The sequence below is a fragment of the Paenibacillus sp. 203 genome (assembly GCF_037027525.1).
In the GTDB taxonomy this organism is placed as follows: Bacteria; Bacillota; Bacilli; order Paenibacillales; family Paenibacillaceae; genus Paenibacillus; species Paenibacillus polymyxa_B.
Window position 1 is genome coordinate 307,152 of the sequence record NZ_JAXCHD010000003.1, and the last position, 22,373, is coordinate 329,524.

General features: G+C 48.2%; 17 protein-coding genes and 1 pseudogene. 17 read left to right on the forward strand and 1 reads right to left on the reverse strand.

Going from position 1 to position 22,373, the window contains the following annotated elements:
* The first annotated feature begins 29 nt into the window (after positions 1–29).
* The 4 genes from WA407_RS07815 (at position 30) to WA407_RS07830 (ending at position 3,882) form a co-directional block, all read left to right on the forward strand.
* A complete protein-coding gene (locus WA407_RS07815) occupies positions 30–1,121 on the forward strand; it encodes an ABC transporter substrate-binding protein (protein ID WP_336077086.1) in 1,092 nt (363 codons plus the stop codon).
* Positions 1,118–1,930, forward strand: a complete 813-nt coding sequence (locus tag WA407_RS07820; RefSeq protein WP_235309646.1) for an ABC transporter ATP-binding protein — start codon at positions 1,118–1,120, stop codon at positions 1,928–1,930. The genes WA407_RS07815 and WA407_RS07820 overlap by 4 nt, the downstream gene beginning before the upstream one ends.
* Positions 1,931–1,938: 8 nt before the next feature.
* Entirely contained in the window at positions 1,939–2,772 is an 834-nt protein-coding gene (locus WA407_RS07825) for an ABC transporter permease (RefSeq protein WP_013310592.1), read from the forward strand.
* Between the two features lie 153 nt (positions 2,773–2,925).
* Entirely contained in the window at positions 2,926–3,882 is a 957-nt protein-coding gene (locus tag WA407_RS07830) for an aromatic acid exporter family protein (protein WP_336077087.1), read from the forward strand.
* Positions 3,883–3,903: 21 nt separating this feature from the next.
* Here WA407_RS07830 and WA407_RS07835 read toward each other — a convergent pair whose 3' ends face one another.
* Positions 3,904–5,220, reverse strand: a complete 1,317-nt coding sequence (locus WA407_RS07835) for an amino acid permease (protein WP_336077088.1) — start codon at positions 5,218–5,220, stop codon at positions 3,904–3,906.
* A 115-nt stretch (positions 5,221–5,335) separates the two neighbouring features.
* Here WA407_RS07835 and WA407_RS07840 point away from each other — a divergent pair, with 115 nt between their 5' ends.
* From WA407_RS07840 to hflX, 13 genes and pseudogenes are all read left to right on the forward strand, one after another.
* The gene (locus WA407_RS07840; protein ID WP_336077210.1) at positions 5,336–6,232 is read left to right on the forward strand and encodes a LysR family transcriptional regulator; all 897 of its coding nucleotides are present in this window, start codon (positions 5,336–5,338) and stop codon (positions 6,230–6,232) included.
* Between the two features lie 126 nt (positions 6,233–6,358).
* Positions 6,359–6,916, forward strand: a complete 558-nt coding sequence (locus WA407_RS07845; protein ID WP_061831597.1) for an outer spore coat protein CotE — start codon at positions 6,359–6,361, stop codon at positions 6,914–6,916.
* Positions 6,917–7,040: 124 nt separating this feature from the next.
* Positions 7,041–8,273: a putative amidoligase domain-containing protein gene (locus WA407_RS07850; RefSeq protein ID WP_336077089.1), complete on the forward strand. Its 1,233-nt coding sequence runs from the start codon at positions 7,041–7,043 to the stop codon at positions 8,271–8,273.
* 109 nt (positions 8,274–8,382) lie between these two features.
* On the forward strand, positions 8,383–11,202 hold the full coding sequence (gene mutS, locus WA407_RS07855) for a DNA mismatch repair protein MutS (RefSeq protein WP_336077090.1): 2,820 nt from the start codon (positions 8,383–8,385) through the stop codon (positions 11,200–11,202).
* A 63-nt stretch (positions 11,203–11,265) separates the two neighbouring features.
* Positions 11,266–13,440: a DNA mismatch repair endonuclease MutL gene (mutL, locus tag WA407_RS07860; protein WP_336077091.1), complete on the forward strand. Its 2,175-nt coding sequence runs from the start codon at positions 11,266–11,268 to the stop codon at positions 13,438–13,440.
* Between the two features lie 14 nt (positions 13,441–13,454).
* Positions 13,455–14,303, forward strand: a complete 849-nt coding sequence (locus tag WA407_RS07865) for a class I SAM-dependent methyltransferase (protein WP_336077092.1) — start codon at positions 13,455–13,457, stop codon at positions 14,301–14,303.
* Positions 14,287–15,267 (forward strand): tRNA (adenosine(37)-N6)-dimethylallyltransferase MiaA, encoded by a 981-nt coding sequence (gene miaA, locus WA407_RS07870; RefSeq protein WP_069289755.1) that lies wholly within the window; start codon positions 14,287–14,289, stop codon positions 15,265–15,267. Before WA407_RS07865 ends, miaA begins: the two co-directional genes overlap by 17 nt.
* A gap of 20 nt (positions 15,268–15,287) precedes the next feature.
* Entirely contained in the window at positions 15,288–15,533 is a 246-nt protein-coding gene (hfq, locus tag WA407_RS07875; protein WP_023989043.1) for an RNA chaperone Hfq, read from the forward strand.
* 190 nt (positions 15,534–15,723) lie between these two features.
* Positions 15,724–18,384, forward strand: coding sequence for a PBP1A family penicillin-binding protein (locus tag WA407_RS07880; protein ID WP_254328469.1), 2,661 nt, complete (start codon positions 15,724–15,726; stop codon positions 18,382–18,384).
* Between the two features lie 165 nt (positions 18,385–18,549).
* Positions 18,550–19,107, forward strand: a complete 558-nt coding sequence (locus WA407_RS07885; RefSeq protein WP_013310580.1) for a DUF402 domain-containing protein — start codon at positions 18,550–18,552, stop codon at positions 19,105–19,107.
* Positions 19,104–19,798, forward strand: a pseudogene (locus WA407_RS07890) (YdcF family protein). The gene WA407_RS07885 and the pseudogene WA407_RS07890 overlap by 4 nt, the downstream one beginning before the upstream one ends.
* Before the next feature lie 115 nt (positions 19,799–19,913).
* Positions 19,914–20,897, forward strand: a complete 984-nt coding sequence (locus WA407_RS07895) for an AAA family ATPase (protein ID WP_025718768.1) — start codon at positions 19,914–19,916, stop codon at positions 20,895–20,897.
* 113 nt (positions 20,898–21,010) lie between these two features.
* A complete protein-coding gene (hflX, locus tag WA407_RS07900) occupies positions 21,011–22,297 on the forward strand; it encodes a GTPase HflX (RefSeq protein WP_013310577.1) in 1,287 nt (428 codons plus the stop codon).
* Positions 22,298–22,373 lie beyond the last annotated feature (76 nt).

Sequence of the window (22,373 nt, forward strand, 5' to 3'; positions counted from 1 at the left end):
CGATGTAAAAAGGTGGGGAGGGAATAAGGATGAAAAACGGCGCTCGTTTCAAAGCTGTGGTGGCTGCGGCACTACTCGGATTACTGTTGCTCAGTGGGTGCACCCCCAAAGGAGGGGAGCAGACGATTGAGATCAGATTAGGCGAGGTAGCCCGTACGGTCTTTTATGCGCCGCAGTATGTAGCCTTGAGCCAGGGAATGTTTGCTCAGGAGGGACTGGATGTCCAGCTGGCAACGATTCCCGGGGGTGACAAGGCAATGACGGCGTTGTTGTCCAATCAGGCGGATATCGCGCTGATCGGCGCGGAAACATCTATTTATGTGTATCAGCAAGGAGCAGAGGACCCTATCATTAATTTTGCCCAACTGACACAGACGGATGGAACCTTTTTGTTTGCCCGTCAAACGCAGAATAGCTTTGAATGGGAAAAGCTGAGAGGACAAAATTTTTTGGGGCAACGCAAGGGTGGAATGCCGCAAATGTCACTTGAATTTACGCTTCGCAAACACGGCATTGATCCTCACAAAGATCTGAAGCTGATTCAAAATATTGATTTTGCTAATGTTGCCTCTGCTTTCGGCTCCGGTACAGGGGATTATGTGCAGCTGTTTGAACCGCAGGCATCTATTTTTGAAAAGGAAGGTCGTGGGCGGGTTGTTGCCTCTATCGGTGTGGAGAGCGGCGAGTTGCCGTATACAGTATATATGGCTAAGCAAAGCTACCTGAACACAAATAGCGAGGCTGCACAGAAATTCACAAATGCTGTATATCGGGCACAACAGTGGATTGCTACGCATTCACCTGAACAGATTGCCGAAGCAATCACGCCCTATTTTAAAGATACAGATTTAGCTGTTTTAACGAGTAGTATCAAGCGATATAAGGAACAGAGTACCTATGCTTTGAACCCGATGATTGAGGAAAAGGAATGGAAGAACTTACAGGATGTCATGACCTCGGCAGGGGAGCTTAAAAGTCCGGTTGCACTAGATAAGCTAGTGAACCCATGCTTTGCACAACAAGCGATTTCGTCAAGCTCTACCGGGAATACTGAACCGCCTGTGAAAAAGAGCACAACTGAATCTACGGATGCAGGTGTCGGTACTGGAGGTTCATCATGATGGAGGAACGGAGTGGCCTAACTTTGGACGCGACCATCCCGATGGTGAGACTGGAGCAAGTGACGCATGTCTATGTAACGGATCGTGAAGCTTCGCTGGCGGTTGAGAATATTGATTTTTCCGTAGAGACAGGGGATTTTGTCAGCTTGGTTGGTCCAAGCGGCTGCGGCAAAACGACGATCCTGTCCATGATCGCGGGGCTACTGCGTCCAGCGGCAGGCCAAGTTATGTTGCAAGGTCAGCCGGTAAGTGGTCCGAGTCCAGAGGTCGGTTACATGTTGCAGCAGGATTATCTGTTCCCGTGGCGGACGATAATGGATAACGCATTGTTGGGTCTGGAACTAGGCAACAGAGTAGATGAAGCTGCGCGTGAGCGGACACGGCTGTTACTGGAAGGCATGGGTCTGGGAGGGAAGGAGCATCTGCATCCGTCCCAGTTGTCTGGGGGAATGCGCCAGCGCGTGGCGCTGGTACGGACGCTGGCGACCAATCCGGGACTGCTGCTGCTGGATGAGCCGTTCTCCGCGCTGGATTATCAAACCAAGTTACAGCTGGAAGATCTGATTGCGGAAACCTTGCGCGAGCGGAGGAAGACGGCTATTTTAGTCACACATGATTTGGCTGAGGCCATTGCGGTCAGTGACCGGATTATAGTGATGGGTCGAAATCCGGGTCATATCCGACGTACCTTCGAGATTCCGGATTGCATCCGAGAAGCTCAGCCTTTTTATGCACGCGAGCAGCCGGGTTTTAATGAGCTTTTTCATGAAATATGGGGTGAACTGGAGGCTTCGGGAGCAAAGGAGTGAGTTAACGTATGAAGGACGAAGCGGATCAGCTTGAGCAACGTTGGATTCAAGGACTACATCAGGCGTATTTACGCAGCAGGCGTTCGCAACGATGGTTAGTGACAGGTGTGCAGACAGCTATTTTACTGCTTTTGTTTGTGCTATGGGAAATTGCAGGCCGTTTGAAGTGGATTGATGTACTACTGTTCAGCTATCCGAGCAAAATTTTTACCCAGATCGGCAAGGATGCGGTCAGTGGTGAATTATGGGGACATGTAGGTGTCACCGTGGGAGAGACGATGGCGGGTTTTTTACTCGGTACACTGTTAGGTACGTTGCTGGCTGTACTTATTTGGTGGTCACCGTTTTTGTCGAGGGTGCTTGATCCCTATATGGTCGTGTTCAACAGTATGCCTAAGGTGGCGCTAGGTCCAATTTTTATCGTCATGTTTGGGGCGGGATTTACTGCTATCCTAATGACAACCCTCTCCATTACGGTCATCATTACGACACTAGTCGTATACAACAGCTTTCAGGAAGTCGATTCGAATCTGATCAAAGTGGTTCGCACGTTTGGCGGATCACGCCGTGATACGTTTCAAAAGGTGATTTTACCTGCATCCTTTCCTGCAATCGTCTCTACGCTGAAAGTGAATGTCGGTATGGCATGGGTTGGTGTGATTGTTGGTGAATTTCTGGTGGCTAAAAACGGCTTAGGCTATTTGATTATCTATGGTTTTCAGGTGTTCAATTTCACGCTGGTTATGTCCAGTCTGTTGATCATTGCTGTCGTAGCTACACTGATGTATCAGGCGGTCGTGTATGTGGAGCATCGTCTGCTTTCTGGTCGTCCTCATCGGTAATAATAAAATTTCTGAACATTTGTGTAAAACGTGAAAATAAAGTACCATGAAAAATGAAAATACTTAAAATTTATGAAAATGAACATTATGCATAAATTTCGAATTATGCAAAATGCTGAAACAGATTTCATCTAGAGAGGACAGAATTTTTTCATGGGCTTTCGTACGATTAAAACGGCTATTGCCGCATTAATGGCCGTACTTATTGCGGATGGTTTTGGCATTCATGGAGCCACCTCAGCAGGGCTTTTAGCGATTTTGGGGGTGGATGTCACACGCAAGAGAAGTCTCCGTACCATTTCGGCGAGATTTTTTGCATCCGTCGTGGGGCTTCTTTTTGCTTGTGTTTTGTTTGTGGTATTCGGATTCCATGATTGGGTACTGGCATTATATATTTTAACGGCGTTTCCAGTCATTGTACGGGTGGGATTTAAAGAAGGGATCGTCACCGGTTCGGTCGTAGTTTTTCGCGTATTTAGCGGCGGCGTGATTGATATGGAGGTACTGCTGACCCAGCTAGCTCTGCTAGTGATTGGACTGGGTTCCGCGATGATTGTCAATTTAGCCTATATGCCGGGTTCTGATAATACAATGCAACAAATTCGGCAGGAGGTGGATCGGACATTTTCTGTTATATTCAGAAATATGGCCAATACGCTACGTAGTCCAGCATACATATGGGATGGCAAGGAAGTTATTGAAGCGAACAGCGTGATAGCCAAAGGGGTTACTGAGGCGGGGCGTTCCTTGGAAAATCAGATGCTTCGTCCCCAAGAGGGCTGGAATGTGTATTTTTATATGCGAAAAGAACAGCTGGATTCGATCCAAAATATGATGCAGTTGATCGCACAAATGTATCAGCATATGCCGCAGGCCAAGCTTCTGGCCGAGCTGTTCGATCAGCTTAGCAATGACGTTTTGGCTGGACATTATACGGGACAAACCGAGAAGCTGCTAGAGCAGGTTCGTGAAGAATTTAAAGCCATGGAGCTTCCCGGAACCCGGGAGGAATTTGAGATTCGCTCGGCATTATTGCAGCTTACACATGAGCTTCATCAGTATTTGAAAATTGCGAAAAAGGACAAGGCCCCTACTCCAGTGAAAAACTAGAGTAAAGCCCTTGAGAGGCTACTATCCATGACGGACAGTAGCCTTTTCTTGTTCAGTAATGGTAGAAGTCGGAAGATTCAAAGTCCGTTTGTGCCGAATTCGGTCTGTGGTCCATAAGACAGCGGTGATCAGGCAAGGGTACAGCATAGCCCATCCGACAAAGGGGAAAACGATCGCCGTAGAGATGAACGATATCCAGCTGATGGCTACGCCCCAGCGACTACCACGCAGAAGCTTAATTCCTGCTGCACAACCACCGAGATAGGTCAGAATAAAGGTGGCGTTCGGGAATTGAATCAGCTTAGTGAGTGAAACAGCGCCACTACCGTACAACACCATAATGATCACAAAGCACACGCTAAGAAAAGCAATGCCTCCGATAGGGGTATGGAAACGTTGCGATAACCTGCCCATCCAGCGAAAGGCCTGTCCTTGCCGGGATAAAGCATAAGCGACACGTGAAGCGGCACCAACATAAGCAATAATAGTAGCGGTACAAATAAAGATACCCGTCAAGCCTGCAATTATCGCGCCCCATGGCCCGATAGCTCGACTAATCACCCATACGAGCGAAGCATCCGAATCCCCTGCAAGGTAACTTTGTGTGCCCACAGTAGCCAGCGCAGTTAAGAAATAAAGTAAACCGACAATGACGGCTGCAATGGTCACACCTCTAACGGCCGCCCGCTGGGGATTGGTGAATTCCTCTGACATATGGGACACGGCCTCCCAACCGATAAAGCACCAAAACAGAATCGCGGCGGCTTGACCGATAGAGAGCCAGCCATGTGGAACAAACGGGGTGAAGTGGACTGTTTTCATCTGAGGAAGTGCTGCGGCAATGGCGAATATAAGGACGGCAACGATAGCTATGACGACTGCGATCTGAATACGTCCCGCGACCTTCATGCCGATCCAGTTGATGATCAGGCCCACCGCCAGCATAGCAACGGCTAACATTATGCGGCTTTCCTCTCCCCAGCCCATGGCTGCGGTCATATAGCCGGCTCCGGTGAGTGCGGCAACAGGTGCTCCGATCGGAACCGACATGAGAAAAAACCACCCGATATAAGCACCGGCACGTGGGGAAAAGGCCAACGTGACAAAGTGCGATACCCCTCCCGCATTCGGGAATTTGGCAGATAGAAGCCCCATGGAAAGTGCCATTGGCAGGATGAGCAGGGTCATAAAACCCCATGCCAGCAGCGATGCCGGCCCCGCCATTTGGGCAGCAAGACCAGGCACAATCAATATCCCCGAACCCAGTACAGCTCCGATATAGAGTGCAATGGCCTGTGGAAGACCAATGGTGGATTGAAGTTTATTTTCATTTGTCATGCAGAAAAGCCTTCTTTCTCTTGTTATTTTCTCCAGCTTATCAGATAATCAATCTATCGGAAAAACGGAATATAACGATTGCTTGCATCGGAAAAACCGATTGAAGGAGCGGATTATGGAATCGCGGCATTTGTTTACCTTTTTAAATGTAGTTGAGGCAGGCAGTTTTACGCGAGCAGCGCGTATACTGGATTATGCACAGTCGAGTATCACTGCTCAAATTCAAGCGCTAGAGACGGAGTTGGGTACGCCGCTTTTTGATCGCATTGGCAAAAAAATCATGCTGACGGATGCCGGACGACGTCTGCTGCCCTATGCGCAGGAAATTTCCAAGATGCATGCTATGGCTAAGGATGCACTTCGTTCAGAAACAGAATTGGCGGGCACGCTGAAAATAGGAGCACCAGAGTCTCTGGCCGCTTTTCGTCTACCAAGTCTGATCCGTGAGTACAGAGAACGGTATCCGAAGGTTAAAATTGTCCTTAAACCCGGCGAATGCTGGGAATTACGCGATTTGATCCGTTCTGGTGAGCTGGATTTGGCTTTTTTGCTTCAGCCTGAGACGGAGGATAGAGAATTGAATGTCACCACGCTTATTCACGAGCCGATGGCCTTGGTAGCGCCACTTAAGCATTCGCTGGTTACCTATAGCCGGGTAGAGCCTGCCGACTTGAAGGACGAAACTATTTTGCATACGGAGGCAGGATGTACGTACCGTATCCTTTTTGAGCAGTATTTGAATAAACACGGTATTTTTTCAGACCCTAGCCTGGAATTTTGGAGTATTGAAGCCATCAAGCAGTGTGTCATGGCTGGATTGGGTATAGCGCTGCTTCCGCTGGTAACGGTACAAAATGAGCTGGGAGAAGGTAAAATGGCGCGTTTAGCCTGGGATGACAGTGAACAGCAGGTGGCTACTCAGGTCGCTTACCACACGAAAAAGTGGAAATCTCCGGCTCTTAGTGAATTTTTACAGATCGTTGAGCAGCATGTAACACATTGGCGTGCATGAGTTCAAGCCATCGCGGCATATGCTTATACAAATAATATTTTTTCCTTTTCGCCTATTCACTCAACATTCGCCCACAACCTGCATACATATGTATGGAATGATTGATTGTATGGAGGAGGTTCAAGAATGGCATTAAGTCATAAAAATCGTAGAGAGATTATTACCAAAGCGATCTGTGGTAAAGGTCGCAGATTCTCTACCGTAACCCATACCGTAACTCCGCCGAATAATCCGACGAGCATTTTAGGGGCATGGATTATTAACCACCAGTATGAAGCTGTGGCGGCGGGGGACGGCATTGAGGTCGTCGGGACGTATGATATCAATATTTGGTACTCATACGATAAAAACTCGCAGACCGATGTGGCCAAGGAAACGGTGTCGTACGTAGAAAATGTGCCGCTCTCGTATCTTGATCCGAAGCACCGGGCGTCTACAGTGGAAGTATCCGCCGAAGCTACACAGGAGCCGAGTTGTGTCGAGGCCAGTGTGTCTTCTGGAGGTGGCAGCGTAATGATCCGGGTCGAGCGGGAATTTGCGGTGGAGCTGGTGGCGGAAACGAAGATTGTTGTAGAAGTATTCCCGAATGGTAGCAGCGATGATTTTGAAAAAGACTTTGATTTTGGAGCGGAAGAGGGGGACTATGAGGAGCTCGACCCCGACCTCATTGACGACGAGCTCTGACAGAAGTAACCAAAAAGAGGGCCGCTTTACTCTTTGCGCCGGCTGATTCTGCGCAGGGGGCAAAGGCCCTCCTTTTTTGTTGTTGTGGGTTGAAATCCGTACGTAGTCCGTAGGGGGGAATACGATGCAGCAGCCGGGACAGGCGCTCATACGCTTCAGACAGATGCCAAATGATGAAAAAAAGCGTAGACTGGAGCGTTCAGGCATAGCGGTTCAGTGGATGGATAGCAGCCTTGCAGACTTTGCGATAGGCTACGCGGTGCAAATCCATCAACTGCGAGTGTTGGAAATTCGTAGACGTGCCATCGAAGGCCCTTCCAAAGTCCGCGCATACGATCTGTCTGAACTGGATCAACATTCACCGCTCTATGTCCGGATGGAGCGGCTGGCTGTACGTGCGTTGTACACACTGGGTTTGGACAGTGGTGAGGTGGTACTGACGCCGCTGGGGGAGCACAACTGTCAGGTGCGCGAAGTCTTGGCACAGCCATGGCTGAACGATAGACGTTTGACCACGCTATATGAAATTGCTGCGCGTGAAGGGGATATTGAGGGTGAGAATCTTTCAGTGGAACGAGGGAGAGATCGACTACTCATCGGAATGGACCCCGAATTTCTACTGGTTCGTATGCCAGAGGGGCGGGTCGTTCCGGCCTCAAGATATTTGGGGCGTCTCGGCATAGCCGGCTGCGATGCTGTTACCCGCCGGGGACGAACACTGTATCCAGTCGCTGAGCTTCGTCCTGCGCCAAGTGGAGATCCGGCCCGTCTGCTGAAGCATCTGCGTCTAGCTTTTGCAAACGCAGCCCGGCGCATTGCTGACCGCACACTCATCTGGCAGGCGGGGGGGATGCCGCAACCGGGTTTTCCGCTGGGCGGACATCTGCATTTTAGCGGGGTTTCGCTAAACGGTGCCTTGCTCCGGGCACTGGATAACTATTTGGCACTGCCTTTGGCGCTACTGGAAGACAAGCGTGCGGCCCGGCGCAGACCGCATTATGGCAATTTGGGTGATTTTCGCCGTCAGTCGTACGGAGGTTTTGAATATCGTACACTGCCCAGTTTTCTTATTTCGCCACAGCTGGCGAAAGGTGTGATTGGAATGGCGTTTCTCATTGCTTCTCAATATCCGCGTTTGCAACGTAGGCCGCTGGGTCAGGAGGAGGCTCACAGAGCCTTTTATGAAGGAAATCAATTTGTGCTTAGGGAGTATGTGGAACCTCTTATTTTGGATATGGTTTCACTGGAAATATACTCGCAATATGAAGCTTATGTAGAACCATTGCTGGACAGCCTCCGTAAGGGGAAACAGTGGGATGAATCACGGGATTTGCGCCCGTATTGGAAGCTTACGTAAAACAAGTGTCGACACCAGAAACGGTTTCATGTTATCGACTGTCATTTTTGATATAATAAGAGATAATTATAAGTTTAAACGGAACAAAGTGTGGGGGTTAGTGAACGGTATGTCCAAATATACACCGATGATTGAGCAGTATTTATCCATAAAAGAGCAGGCTAAAGATGCATTTTTGTTTTTCCGTCTGGGAGATTTTTACGAGATGTTTTTCGATGATGCAATTCTTGCATCCAAGGAGCTGGAAATTACACTTACGGGTCGTGAGGGTGGTGCCACGGAAAAAATTCCGATGTGCGGCGTGCCTTATCATTCAGCTGAAAATTACATACAGCGTCTCATTGAGAAGGGTTATAAGGTGGCCATCTGTGAGCAAATGGAGGAAGCCTCAGCTACGAAGGGGATGGTGCGTCGGGATATTGTCCGCGTTGTGACCCCGGGAACGGTAATGGAAGGCAAGGTGCTGGGTGACAAATCCAACAACTACATGGTATGTGTCACAGAGACGGACGGGATGCTAGCGCTTGCCGCGTGCGACTTGTCAACAGGTGAATTGTATGTGACTTCTGTGCCTGATTCGAAAGAATGGCTACTAGATGAAATTAACATTTATGAGCCTTCCGAAATGTTGGGAGATGGTCATCTGCTGGATTTTGTGACATCCCGTATGTCCCCCGTTGGACGGCGGGTTGTGTATACGGCCTGGGACAAATCCAAGGATGATTTGGTTCGGGATCAATTTGGGGAAGCCACGTGGGCAAGGCTTACGGAGGAACGCAGACGGTGCGTATCGCGCTTGATTTCCTATTTGAATGAAACGCAAAAAAGATCGCTAGGCCAATTGACCCAAATCTCGGTATATGAGCCAAACCATTTTATGATTCTGGATCCATTTACCCGCAGGAACCTGGAACTGGTGGAGACGGTACGGGAACGCTCCAAGAAAGGCTCGCTGCTGTGGCTGTTGGACCGCACAGAGACTTCCATGGGAGCGCGTCTGTTGCGTCGTTGGATTGACAAGCCACTGTTGAGCAGCAGTCTTATTGAGGAACGCTTGGAGGCTGTGGACAAGCTATACCACCAGTTTATTTTCCGAGAGGATGTACGTGCTCAGCTTAAAGAGATTTACGATCTGGAGCGTCTAGTTGGGCGGATCGCCTTTGGTAGTGCTAATGCACGTGATCTGATCGCCCTCAAGCTGTCGCTGGCCCAAATTCCTTCTTTACGCGAGCTGTGTGCTGAATCTCCTTCGAAGACGCTGAGACAGATTGCACAAACGCTGGATGGCTGTACAGATCTGTGTGCGTTGATTGAGGAAGCGGTGGCGGATGAACCGCCAATTTCCGTAAGGGATGGAGGTCTTATTAAGGAAGGCTACCATCAGCGTCTGGACGAACTGCGCGAGGCGAGTGTGAACGGTAAACGTTGGATCGCTGAGCTAGAGGCCAAGGAACGTGCAGCAACCGGCATTCGGTCACTTAAAATTGGATACAACAAAGTATTTGGTTATTATATCGAGGTGACCAAATCCAATTTGGCTTCATTACCGGAAGGTCGATATGAACGCAAACAGACGTTGGCGAATGCGGAACGGTATATCACACCGGAGTTGAAGGAAAAGGAATCTCTAATTCTGGAAGCCGAGGATAAAATGGTTGATCTGGAGTATACTCTTTTCTCCGAGCTTCGTAGTAAATTGAACGCTGAAATTCCCCGTTTGCAAAAGCTGGCAGAGCAAGTGGCTGAAATTGACGTGTATCAGTCGCTGGCATCGGTTAGTGCGGAACGGGGATTCGTGAAACCTGAGCTGACTACAGGATATGATTTCGTAGTGGAGCAAGGGCGCCATCCCGTGGTGGAAGCCGTAATGAAAGATGGCGGTTTTATTGCCAACAGCACGATGTTGGAGGAAGGCGATGCGCATATTCTACTTATCACCGGGCCGAACATGGCTGGGAAAAGTACGTATATGCGTCAGGTTGCGCTTATTGCAATTATGGCTCAAATTGGCTGCTTTGTCCCAGCTGCACGTGCCAAGGTGCCGATGCTGGATCGCATTTTCACACGGATCGGCGCGGCGGATGATCTCATCGGCGGGCAGAGTACGTTTATGGTCGAAATGGCAGATATCCAAGTAATGACGGACAAGGCAACTCCGCGAAGCTTGATCATTATTGATGAACTGGGACGAGGTACGTCCACCAGTGAAGGAATGGCAATTGCACAGGCAGTCATCGAATTTGTCCATGACACGATCGGCTGTAAGGCGCTGGTATCCACGCATTTCCATGAGCTGGCGCATTTGGAGCAAGGCCTGTCTTCGCTGCGAAATTACTCTATGGCCGTGCAGGAAAGCGGCGATAAGGTGAATTTCCTGCGCAAGCTCATACCGGGAGCGGCTAGCAGTAGCTATGGCATTTATTGTGCTCGGCTTGCAGGCTTGCCCAATAACATTATTGAGCGAGCGAATGGACTGCTGAATGGTTTTGAACAGGCAGCAGCTCAAGTAACGGCAGGTACCGAGATAGTAGTAGGAGGGAAGGAAGGGACTGAACCTCGTACAGCCTCAGGGACGGAAGATATTTCTTCTTTGACCGAATATAATTCAGGCCAGACATTGCGAGAAAGCGGAGAAACAGCATCATCAACTCAGTCTTTATCACAGCAGGCCACCCTGGTAAAAGAAGATACTCTACAGACTGTGGAGGATTCCAGCAGGTTGGAGCAAGGAGCAACCGAAGTGGTACAGCTGTCCATTTTTGGAGAGCAGGAGCTTGCCGTCTCCAAGCCCCATGCAGAGACAGTAGAGGCTAATCCGATTGTGCGCCAAATTTTGCGCAAGGTGAAAAATGCTGATGTCATGAATATGACTCCTTTACAGGCAATGCAGCTATTAAATGATCTTAAAAACAAGGCCAATGGCCTGTAGTTAAAATAAGTGACATTATTCTTATTTTTCATCACACTTTGAAGTCAGGAGGAGGTTAAAAGGATGTCTAAAATTCGGGTACTGGATGAACATATTGCGAACCAGATTGCTGCCGGTGAGGTCGTGGAACGTCCGGCCTCCGTCGTGAAGGAGCTGGTGGAAAATGCGATTGATGCAGGCGGTACGCGGGTGGACGTATGGGTAGAAGAAGGCGGTCTGCAAAGTATCCGGGTCACGGATAATGGAAGTGGCATTGAGCCTGAGGATGTGGAGACGGCATTCTATCGGCACGCGACAAGCAAAATTGGACATGGTCGCGACCTGTTTCAGATCACAAGTCTCGGCTTTCGGGGAGAGGCGTTGCCAAGTATAGCGGCTGTATCGAAAGTAGAGTTGCTTACAGCAGCCGGAGATGACGGGCGTGCCCGTAAATTGGTGATTGAGGGCGGTAAGCTGGTGCTTCACGAGGATGCCGCTAGTAGGCAAGGGACGGATTTTACCGTACGGGAGCTGTTCTATAATACACCTGCACGGCTGAAATATATGAAAACAATCCAGACCGAGCTGGGACACATCTCGGATGTATTGTACCGAATGGCGCTTTCGCACCCTGAGGTTGCCTTCACATTGCGGCATAATGGCAATACATTGTTGCAAACGCTGGGTAATGGTGATTTGCTCCAGGTGATTGCCGCTATTTATGGAACTTCTGCGGCGAAGTCCATGCTGCTGCTGGAAGGAGAGAGCCTCGATTACCGAATTAGCGGCTATATCAGCCGCCCAGAGTGGACCAGATCGAATCGGAATGCGATATCGACGGTAGTGAATGGACGTTTTGTGCGTAGCTACGGGCTTAATCAGGCGTTGCTCAAGGCGTATCATACCTTGTTGCCGATCAATCGTTTTCCGCTGGCTGTGATCCAACTGGATATGCATCCTTCTTTGGTGGATGTTAACGTTCATCCTGCCAAGCTGGAGGTAAGGTTCAGCAAGGAAGCTGAACTGTTTCAGTTGGTCGAGGATTCGGTAAAAGCTGTTTTAGGGCAGCAAGTGCTGATTCCGAAGGCAGTCAAGCGCGAGATCGGTGGCAAGGACAGTGGCTCGTTTGTGCAGGAGCAGTTTCACTTCTCAAAGGGAAATGCTACGGAAGGGGATGCTCCTTCCGGCAAAGACCGGGGGGGAGCACTGCCACTTTCCGTGATCTCGCCGGAGAACCAGGTACCGGGCCAATCCAATTACTTGAACAGGAACGAAGAGAATAACAGAGGTAGCCAGGAGCGTGAGCAACGTCCGAGCAGGGATAGCCTCTCAGCTATTGGACGGGCAAACAACCTTTCAGGTAAAAGTATTAGTGATGATGAACTGGATGCAGATTTTGTGGAAGAAAACAACGGAAGTGAAGTTAGAGGGGACGTGCCGCTCCCTGATGGAGCGACTGTACAGTCGCCCGAAGGAGATAATGCTGCAATAGGCACATCTTCTTTATACAGTGGAGGGATAAAGGAAACGGCTGCTTCTGCTGCTTACCCATCTTCTGTGCCTCCGATTGCAGGACACGCTACGGATTCCCGTCATTTCGCGGATCAGAAGCCTCGCCAGCAACGTCTGAATGCAGAGCAATTGGCAGCGGTGTCGGGAGAAGTTCCAGAGTTGCCCACTTTTCCTGAACTGAATTTAATCGGTCAGCACCACGGGACATATCTGATTGCACAGAACGACCAGGGCTTGTATTTAATTGATCAACATGCCGCACATGAACGAGTCAATTATGAATTTTATTATGAAAAATTCGGTAATCCCGAGTCAGTATCGCAGGAGTTGCTACTGCCAATTACACTGGATTTTACGCCTTCCGAGACAGAAAAGTTGAAAACAAGGCTGCACTGGTTTGAGCAGGCGGGGGTGTATTTGGAGCATTTTGGCGGTCAAACTTTCCGTGTCAGCTCTTACCCGTACTGGCTTCCTCAAGGGGAAGAAGCGGATGTTATTGAGGAAATGGCCGGATGGGTGCTCGAGGAAAGAGCCATTGATCTTGCAAAGCTGCGGGAAGCAGCCTCGATCATGTGCTCCTGCCGGGCTTCGATTAAGGCAAACCAGAAGCTGACTGACCGACAGGCTAGCGTGCTGCTAGAGCGTTTGGCAGCGTGCAAACAACCATATACTTGCCCTCATGGGAGACCTATTGTGGTTTCCTTTTCCACATATGATTTAGAGAAGCTGTTTAAAAGAGTAATGTAAGGGAGTATATATATATGTTACAGGATCGGGAAAACCGTGAAGAAGAGCGGTCGAGGCTACGGGAGAAGATAGTTGAATTACTGGTCACGACAGGGGATTCCCCCTCGGCTGAGGTTGTGGAGCGAGCGAAGCTGCTTGCAGCCGAGTTAGGGGTGTTGTATGCCCCTCGTCGTGGCATATCGGTAGCTAAGCTAATCGCGGCTCACAGAGTCAGCCAAGCATTGGTTCTGGTGCAGGGCGGAGTGAGGCTGATTAGTCCAGAACAATCACCGATGGTTTTTCACCCGAGTATGGGCTTCATTCGCGCCAAACGGGTATTAAAGGGTGAACCTGACCCGATGTTGACGGCTGCCCGGCTCGTCCCGGGTGATACTGTACTGGATTGCACCGCAGGACTTGGTACGGATTCTCTTCTATTTTCAATTGGAACGGGAAGCTCTGGACAAGTCACGGCTGTGGAGAGTTCTTTCCCCGTCTATGCTTTAATCAAGGATGGAATGAGGCATTACCGTTCCGGCAACGCTGAAGTAGATCAGGCCTTTTCCAACATTGACGTTCGTTTTGGTCATCATTTAGACTATTTGCGCAGTTTGTCGGATCGCAGTATAGATATTATTTATTTTGACCCTATGTTTCGTGATCCGTTGCTCGATTCCAGCGCAATCGGTCCATTGAGAGGGCTGGCTAATCCAGACGCGTTGAATGAGGAGAGTATTGTTCATGCGAAACGGATTGCACGAAAAACAATTGTATTAAAAGAAAAACGGGGTAGCGGGGAATTTGCCCGCCTCGGCTTCCGTGTAGAGCAGCGGGGCACAACGAAAACAGTGTACGGAGTGATTGATATTGACAGTGGCACCTAAGCCTAAATTACTTGTTCTTGTTGGCCCGACTGCGGTTGGCAAGACGAAACTAAGCATCGAGATGGCTCGACAATTTGACGCGGAAATTATTTCCGGGGATTCCATGCAGGTATACCGTCATATGGACGTTGGAACTGCCAAAATTTCCGAACAGGAAATGGAAGGAATCAAGCACCATTTAATTGATATTCATGAGCCTGAATACCCATATTCAGTAGCCCAATTTCAGGAAGACTGTCGTCGTCTCATACCTGATATTCAATCTAGAGGAAAGCTACCGTTTATCGTAGGCGGAACAGGTTTATATGTAGAATCAGTCTGCTATGAATACCAGTTTTCCGAGGTAGGGGCTGACGAAGCTTTTCGTCAGGAACAGCTTGACTATGCCGAACAGTTTGGAGCAGACGCGCTTCATGCGCGACTACAGGCGGTTGATCCCGAAAGTGCACTTCGTCTGCATCCTAATGATCGTCGTCGTGTCGTTCGGGCACTGGAAATTTACCATGTTAGCGGAACGACACTTAGCTCTCAACTTGCCAGTCAAAAAAAGGAATCTCCCTACCAACTCTGCATCGTAGGTTTGACAATGGATAGGCAAATGCTATATAAACGTATTGAAGACCGAATTGACGGGATGCTCGATCAAGGGCTTGTTGCTGAGGTAACCTCCTTAATGGAACGGGGAGTGCGAAGCGATGCCATCTCCATGCAAGGTCTAGGCTATAAAGAGATATCCTCCTACCTGCGGGGAGAGGTGTCTTTGGAAGAGGCGGTGACTTGGCTAAAACGGGATACGCGTCATTTTGCGAAGCGACAGCTCTCGTGGTTTCGCCATATGAAGGATATCCAGTGGGTAGATGTCACTGATTTCGGAAATTTTTCTGCTCATGCAGCCCGAATACACGAAATTATAGCAGGAAAGTTCCGGACAGACCTTGAATATACTTCAAAACAATCCAAATGATTATTGGGGGTACGGCTAAAATGAACAAGTCCATTAATATCCAAGATACGTTTCTGAATCAATTGCGCAAGGATTCTATACCTGTAACGGTATACCTCATCAATGGATTTCAGGTGCGAGGGACGATTAAAGCATTTGACAATTTTACGATCGTTATCGACTCGGATGGAAAGCAACAGCTGATTTACAAGCATGCCATCTCCACCTTTACACCGCAACGCAATGTATCGCTTGTACAGCAACAGGATAACGCTAGCGATAACTGATTACGGCTTGACGGTCGCCCGGGTTCATGAAACTTTTCAGGCGTCCGTCTCGTCTAACTGTATAGGAATGTGACCGGGAGCAACCTGATCAGGGTTGTTCTTTTCATTCCGTTTACTTTCATGCTGCCGACAGCAAGCTTTAGGCTTATGTTAGGTAGTATATGATTATTCGCGAAAGGGAGTCAGGGGAATGCCAAACGATTCATTGTCCAGATCCGGCAATCGCAATAGAACCACATCTAAAGAGAAGCCGAAGGGCAAGAAAAAGAAAATAACAGGTAAGCGAGTGGGGTGGACGCTTTTTATTACAGCGGCGTTAGCCATATTTTGCGCACTTGGCGGGTATTTATTTGTCATGATAAATGGTGAAAAAATTTACGAAGCCAACAAGGACAAAATTACAGTGAACGAGACATCGAAGGTTTATGATCGCAACGGTGTCCTCATGGGTGAGTTGTCTGTGCAAAAAAGCGATCCTGTCAAAAGTGAAGAAATTCCACCATTGCTCAAAAAAGCTTTTATCGCAACAGAGGATAAGCGTTTTATGGAGCATCAAGGGGTTGATATTTGGTCTATCGGTCGGGCGGCCGTAAAGGATATCGTGGCTCGTTCTGCAGTGGAGGGCGGCAGCACACTAACTCAGCAGCTGGCCAAAAACTTGTTTTTGACACGTGACAAAACCTTTTTCCGTAAAGCGACCGAGGTATCCATCGCAATGGCGCTGGAGCGGAGGTTGACTAAAGATGAGATTATTACCCTTTATCTGAACCGGATTTGGTTTGGACGCTCGTATTCTGGAATTAAGGCAGCGTCGGAAGGCTATTTTGGCGTGTCAGACTTAAACAAATTAAAATTGTGGCAGGTTGCTACACTGGCAGCTATTCCGAAAGGGCCATCCAAGTATAATCCGATCAGTAACCCGGAGAACTCAAAGGCACGACGTGCGGTGGTTCTCCAGCTGATGTTTGAGCAGGGGATGATTGGAAAGCAAGAGATGGAAGAGGCCAAAGCTGTAAATTACAATTACAAACAACCAGAAAAAGTTCAAAAGTATCAAAATTTTATGGAATACGTCATGGATGAGGCAGAGGATGCACTACCAGGAGTTAGCGGCAATGATTTGATTATTGGTGGTTATAAGATTCATACGACAATGGATGCCCAGGCCCAAAATGCGCTGGATCAGGCGATGGCAGATGATGACATGTTCGAAAAAAGTCCTGACGATCAGCCTGTTCAAGCCTCGATGGTCATTATTAACAACCAAACAGGTGGAATTGCCGCGATGGCACCCGGACGAGATTATAAAAAGGGAACCTTCAATCGTGCGACACAGAGCCGCAGACAGCCAGGATCGGCTTTCAAGCCGATTGTAGCCTATGCGCCAGCTCTTGAATCCGGTAAATTTACGGTGGATACCCCTTTGAGTAACGAACGCCAGAGTTTTAACGGATACAGTCCGAAAAACTTACATGGTTACTCATCAACCATCAGCATGCTCGATGCCATTACGAAGTCTGAAAATATTCCGCCTGTATGGTTGCTGAACCAAATCGGTGTGGAAAAAGGGGTTCAATTTGCCGAGAGCGTAGGCATTCCGATGGACAAAAATGATCACTCACTTGCTATCGCATTGGGTGGATTAAGCAAAGGAACGAATACCCTTGAAATGGCGCAGGCCTACAGCGCTTTTGCCAATAAAGGACAATTCCAAAAGGCTTATTCCATTAAAAAAATTAATAATAGTGATGATCAGGTAGTTTATACTCATGAAGAGGAATCTAAATCTGTAATGAGTGAAAAAACGGCTTATGAAATGACACAAATGATGCAAAATGTAGTCAATAGCGGCACAGGTCGCAAAGCACGTATTGACTGGCCTGTAGCTGGTAAAACGGGTACGACCCAAAGCGGAATTAGCGGTAACAGTGGTAACCGGGACATCTGGTTTGTCGGTTATACGCCAGAATATACCGGAGCAGTATGGATGGGTTATGATAAGCCGGACAGCAAACATATGCTCAGAAACTACAGTGGGCAGTCGGCAGCCTTTTTCGGAAGAGTCATGGGTGAAGCTCTCAAGGGACACCCGGTTACGCAATTCAGCGAGCCGAAGGGATATGAACCACCAGTTGAGCAGAAGCCAGAAGAGCCGGTTCAGGCTACCGCTCCAAGCGGGCTGAGCGGGTCTTATAGTCAGGACACCCAAATTGTATCGTTGTCCTGGACTGCGGCGACGGGGGATAATGTACAATACCGTGTGTATCGCAAAGGGACTTCTGATGCAGGCTTTGCAACAATCATGGAGGCCATGAAGGGCACGAGTGGTGAAGATACGTCTCCTATAGCTGGAAACACGTATGAATATTATGTAGTGGCTTATGGAGCGGATGGTAAAGAATCCGAGGCTTCTAATACGATCCGTGTAGAAATTCCGGCAGAGACTACTCCGGTTGATCCACAACAAGGGACTGATCCAAACGAGAATGGAACCTTACCGGATAATGGCGGGGCTACAGACGGACAAAACGGTACAGATCAGGGAAATACAGATCCTGGCGGTACCAACAACAATAATGGCTCAGGTCAGGTTCCGGCATCTCCTGGAGATACTAGTGGGAATGGTGCTGGAGGCACAGGCAACAATAATAGCAATTCCGGCAATGGAAACGATACAAATCAGGAAAATGGTCAGACTACTACACCGGATGCAGGTATTTCTGATGAAGGTACTATGGTAAATCCAGAAAATACGGATGCATCTACGACTGAAGTCACAACGGATGGAACTCAAGAAGGCAATTCTAACGGTCATTCGAACTCCAATCGTGGACGTCACAATCGGGATTAGCAAGTATTGCTTTATGTAAGTTGAATTTGCTTCAAATCAAAGGTATTTTCGGACCGTTTCACGGTCTGAGAATACCTTTTTTTGCTTTGGTAAAGGGGTTCTTTTTGAGTGTACAGTTTAAATATGGTAAGCTGGTTTTACCAATGTTGGAGAGGAACATCATTTATGAAGCGCAAATTCGGAGACCGGGCCAACTGGCGCAGAATCACCAATCGCAAGTTTGCTTGCCGGTATGTAGAAAGTGACGCGTTTACAGGATATGTGACCCTGTATACAATTTTGAGTCTCAAGGAGCCGTTATGGAAAAGTTACGGTGGTCATACGTTTTGCATAGCCGATAAAGGATATTCCTGGCTACAATATTATCCAAAAGGTGAGCATTATGTGGTGACTGCTATGTTCGACAACCGGGAGCAAATCGTTGAATGGTACATTGATACCTGCCGAAATCAGGGTGTGACCGATCAAGGAGTCCCATGGTTTGACGATTTGTATTTGGATGTTGTGGTGCTTAAAAACGGTGAAATCTTCCTAGTGGATGAGGATGAATTGGAGGAGGCGTTACAACGGGGGCATATCTCAACGCAAGAGGCAGAATTGGCCAACCGTACAGCGGCTGATGTGTTACATCAGATAGATGCCCACGTGTTCCCCTATTTTAAAATGTCGCTGAAACACCGGGCAGAATGGTTTCACAACGGTGATTTCAAGAGAGAACGGTGAAAGTTTTGCAGTGGATTAAAGACACTGGACCCAAACGTCCTGAGTTTAATAGCGGGCAGAGTCGCCTTAAGAAGATATCTATGTATCCAAGCGTCTTGTACTTTGTTTGATGATTTTCATTTTGGTCGGATTGGTATGGGCAGGTATCCGAGTGTGGGACATGAATACAGCCGCCTCTACCACTCCGCTCAAGCAAGTGCAAATTGGTATCGTACTAGGTGCTTCTATGTGGGGGGCTGAGCCCAGTCCTGGATTGAAGGAAAGGCTTGAAGAAGCATTGCGCTTATACCGCAACGGGACGGTACAGCGTCTAATTGTAAGTGGGGGACTGGATAAACCAGATTTTCCGTATACGGAGGCTGAGGGCATGCAACGCTATTTAGTAGATAGGGGGGTCCCTGTACAGCATATTGTGTTGGAAAACCATGCGACCAGTACTTACGAAAATCTGCTCTATAGCCAGCGCATCATGAATGAATATGGATGGACCTCCACCGTGATCATCACACATAGCTATCATGGCCCTCGGGCGATGGAGATTGCTCAATTCTTGAAATTTGATCATCCTCAGATGGCACTGACGGAATCCAAAGTGCTGAATATGCCAATTCATCAATCAAGAGAAGTATTGGCATACGCTAAATGGACGCTGCAACGGTGGTGGATCAGCGCTCAAACTTGGGTTGCCTGAATTAAAGAAAAGGCTTTGTGCACGTTCCCGGTGCTTTTATGCTAATAAGGACATGCCAGACCGAATACATTAATAGGGTAAGCTGTGCCTGAAGAAATGTTGAGGTGATGGATGCATGAACGGACGGGGAATCGCCGCGGGCAAGCGGTCGGAGGAGAGACCTTCCAGACAAATTAATGTCGTGCTGCGTAGCCCGGAGCCGATAGCTTCGGTGACTGTGGACGAGACGGAAGCAGTGGCTTCAACCAAGTCACAGGCGCTACCGCAGTATCTCAGTCTTTATCAGGAAATTCAGAAAGAACTCGATCATCTCGTCGGCTTGGATAACATCAAAGACCTGGTATTTGAGGTATATGCCTTTTTACAAATCGCCCATATGCGTACGGATGCGGGATTATTGAGCAATGCACACGTATATCACATGATTTTCAAAGGAAATCCAGGTACAGGGAAAACGACAGTAGCCCGCATTATCGCTAAAATGCTGCAAAAAATGGGTGTACTGAGCAAAGGTCATCTGATTGAGGTAGAGAGGGCTGATCTGGTCGGTGAGTATATTGGCCATACGGCACAAAAAACGCGAGATCTGGTAAAGAAATCTCTTGGCGGCGTGTTGTTCATTGATGAGGCTTACAGTTTGGCACGCGGAGGGGAAAAGGATTTTGGAAAAGAAGCGATTGATACCTTGGTAAAGTCCATGGAAGACCAAAAAAATCAATTTATTTTGATTCTCGCTGGATACTCGGGGGAAATGGACTTTTTTCTACGAACAAATCCTGGCCTTCCTTCTCGCTTTCCAATCCAGTTGGATTTTCCTGATTATACTGTGGATCAGCTTATCCAAATTTCCGAGATGATGGCCAAGGAGCGGGATTATATTCTCATGCCTCAGTCCATAATTAAAATGAAGGAGCATTTGCTAAACGAGCGTAATGACAGTCTTCATGCATTTAGTAATGCACGATATGTTCGTAACGTGATTGAAAAAGCGATTCGGCACCAAGCTGTCAGGTTGCTCAATCAGTACCGGAGCGGGCAACCTGGCAAACAGGAATTGATGACGCTGCGTCCAGAAGATTTGAAAATGGACAAAAGATAGGCGATAATAGGAATCTGAATCACATCGAATGGTATGACATCGAGCGGGGGCCGGCCTGAACATCAGGTCGGTCTCTGTTCGAGAGTTGACATGAAAATAAAGGAGCAAACAATATGGCGAACTCCACTCATGATACACAAACCGAAATGCAGGACAAGGCGGTACTGGTTAGTCTAATTACGGATGAAGTTAAACGATCTGGCATCAATACGGAATACTCGTTGGATGAGCTGGTGAAACTGGCTGAGACAGCGGGAGTTGAAGTGTTGAGCGTCCTGACACAGAATAAGGAAGCTAAGGATTCAAAATGGTTTATTGGCAAAGGAAAAGTAGAGGAACTGCGCGCAGTTGCTGAAGAATTGGGAGCGAATACAGCTATTTTTGATCAGGAGCTCTCGGGGGCCCAAGTACGGAATCTGGAAGAAAGTCTGGATCTCAAAATTATTGACCGGACACAATTGATTCTGGACATTTTTGCACAACGTGCAAAAACACGGGAAGGTATTATTCAGGTTGAACTGGCGCAGTTGTCATATTTACTCCCACGTTTGTCTGGACATGGAAAAAATCTCTCGCGTCTCGGTGGTGGAATCGGGACACGTGGTCCTGGTGAAAGCAAGCTGGAGACAGACCGCCGTCATATTCGTGATCGAATCAGTGATCTGAAACGCCAACTGGAGGAAGTGACCCGCCACCGGTATTTGCACAGGGAGCGCAGACAAAAGAGCGGCATTGTTCAGGTTGCACTTGTTGGCTATACCAATGCGGGCAAATCGACGCTGTTGAAGCAACTGACAGCAGCCGATGTATATATTGAGAATCAACTGTTTGCGACGCTGGATCCTACCTCCAGAACAATGGAGCTACCGAGTGGAAAAGAAGTTATTCTTACGGATACGGTCGGTTTTATCCAAAATCTCCCTCATGATTTGGTCGCTTCCTTCCGTGCTACTTTGGAGGAGGCGAATGAGGCTCATCTCATTTTGCATGTCGTAGACGCGTCTTCGGATATGCGAGACGAACAGATGAAAGTTGTAGAGACGATCTTACAACAGCTAGGGGCTGCGGACAAGCCTCAGATCGTATTATTTAACAAAAAAGATGCCTGTACCCCTGAGCAACTGGAAATGCTTCCTTCTGGGGAGGGCTATTTGAAAATTAGCGCTTTTGATGAAGGCGATTTGCTGCGCATTCGTGAACTGATTCAAGAGCATCTGAGCGGTGATACGCTGAGATTCCGCATTCCTGCGGAACGTGGGGATTTAACCTCGGTGCTTTATCGAATCGGAGATGTACTGCTGACAGAGTATGATGGAAATGATGTCATTTATGAGGTTGAAATTCAAAGAGGCGAGTACGAAAAGTATGGTCATGCACTCAGCGAGTTCACAGAAGGTTAACATGTAATGATGTTTTTGGGTCAATAAAATGATAAAGCTCATCGTTCAAACTGAACAATAATATAACATGAATAGC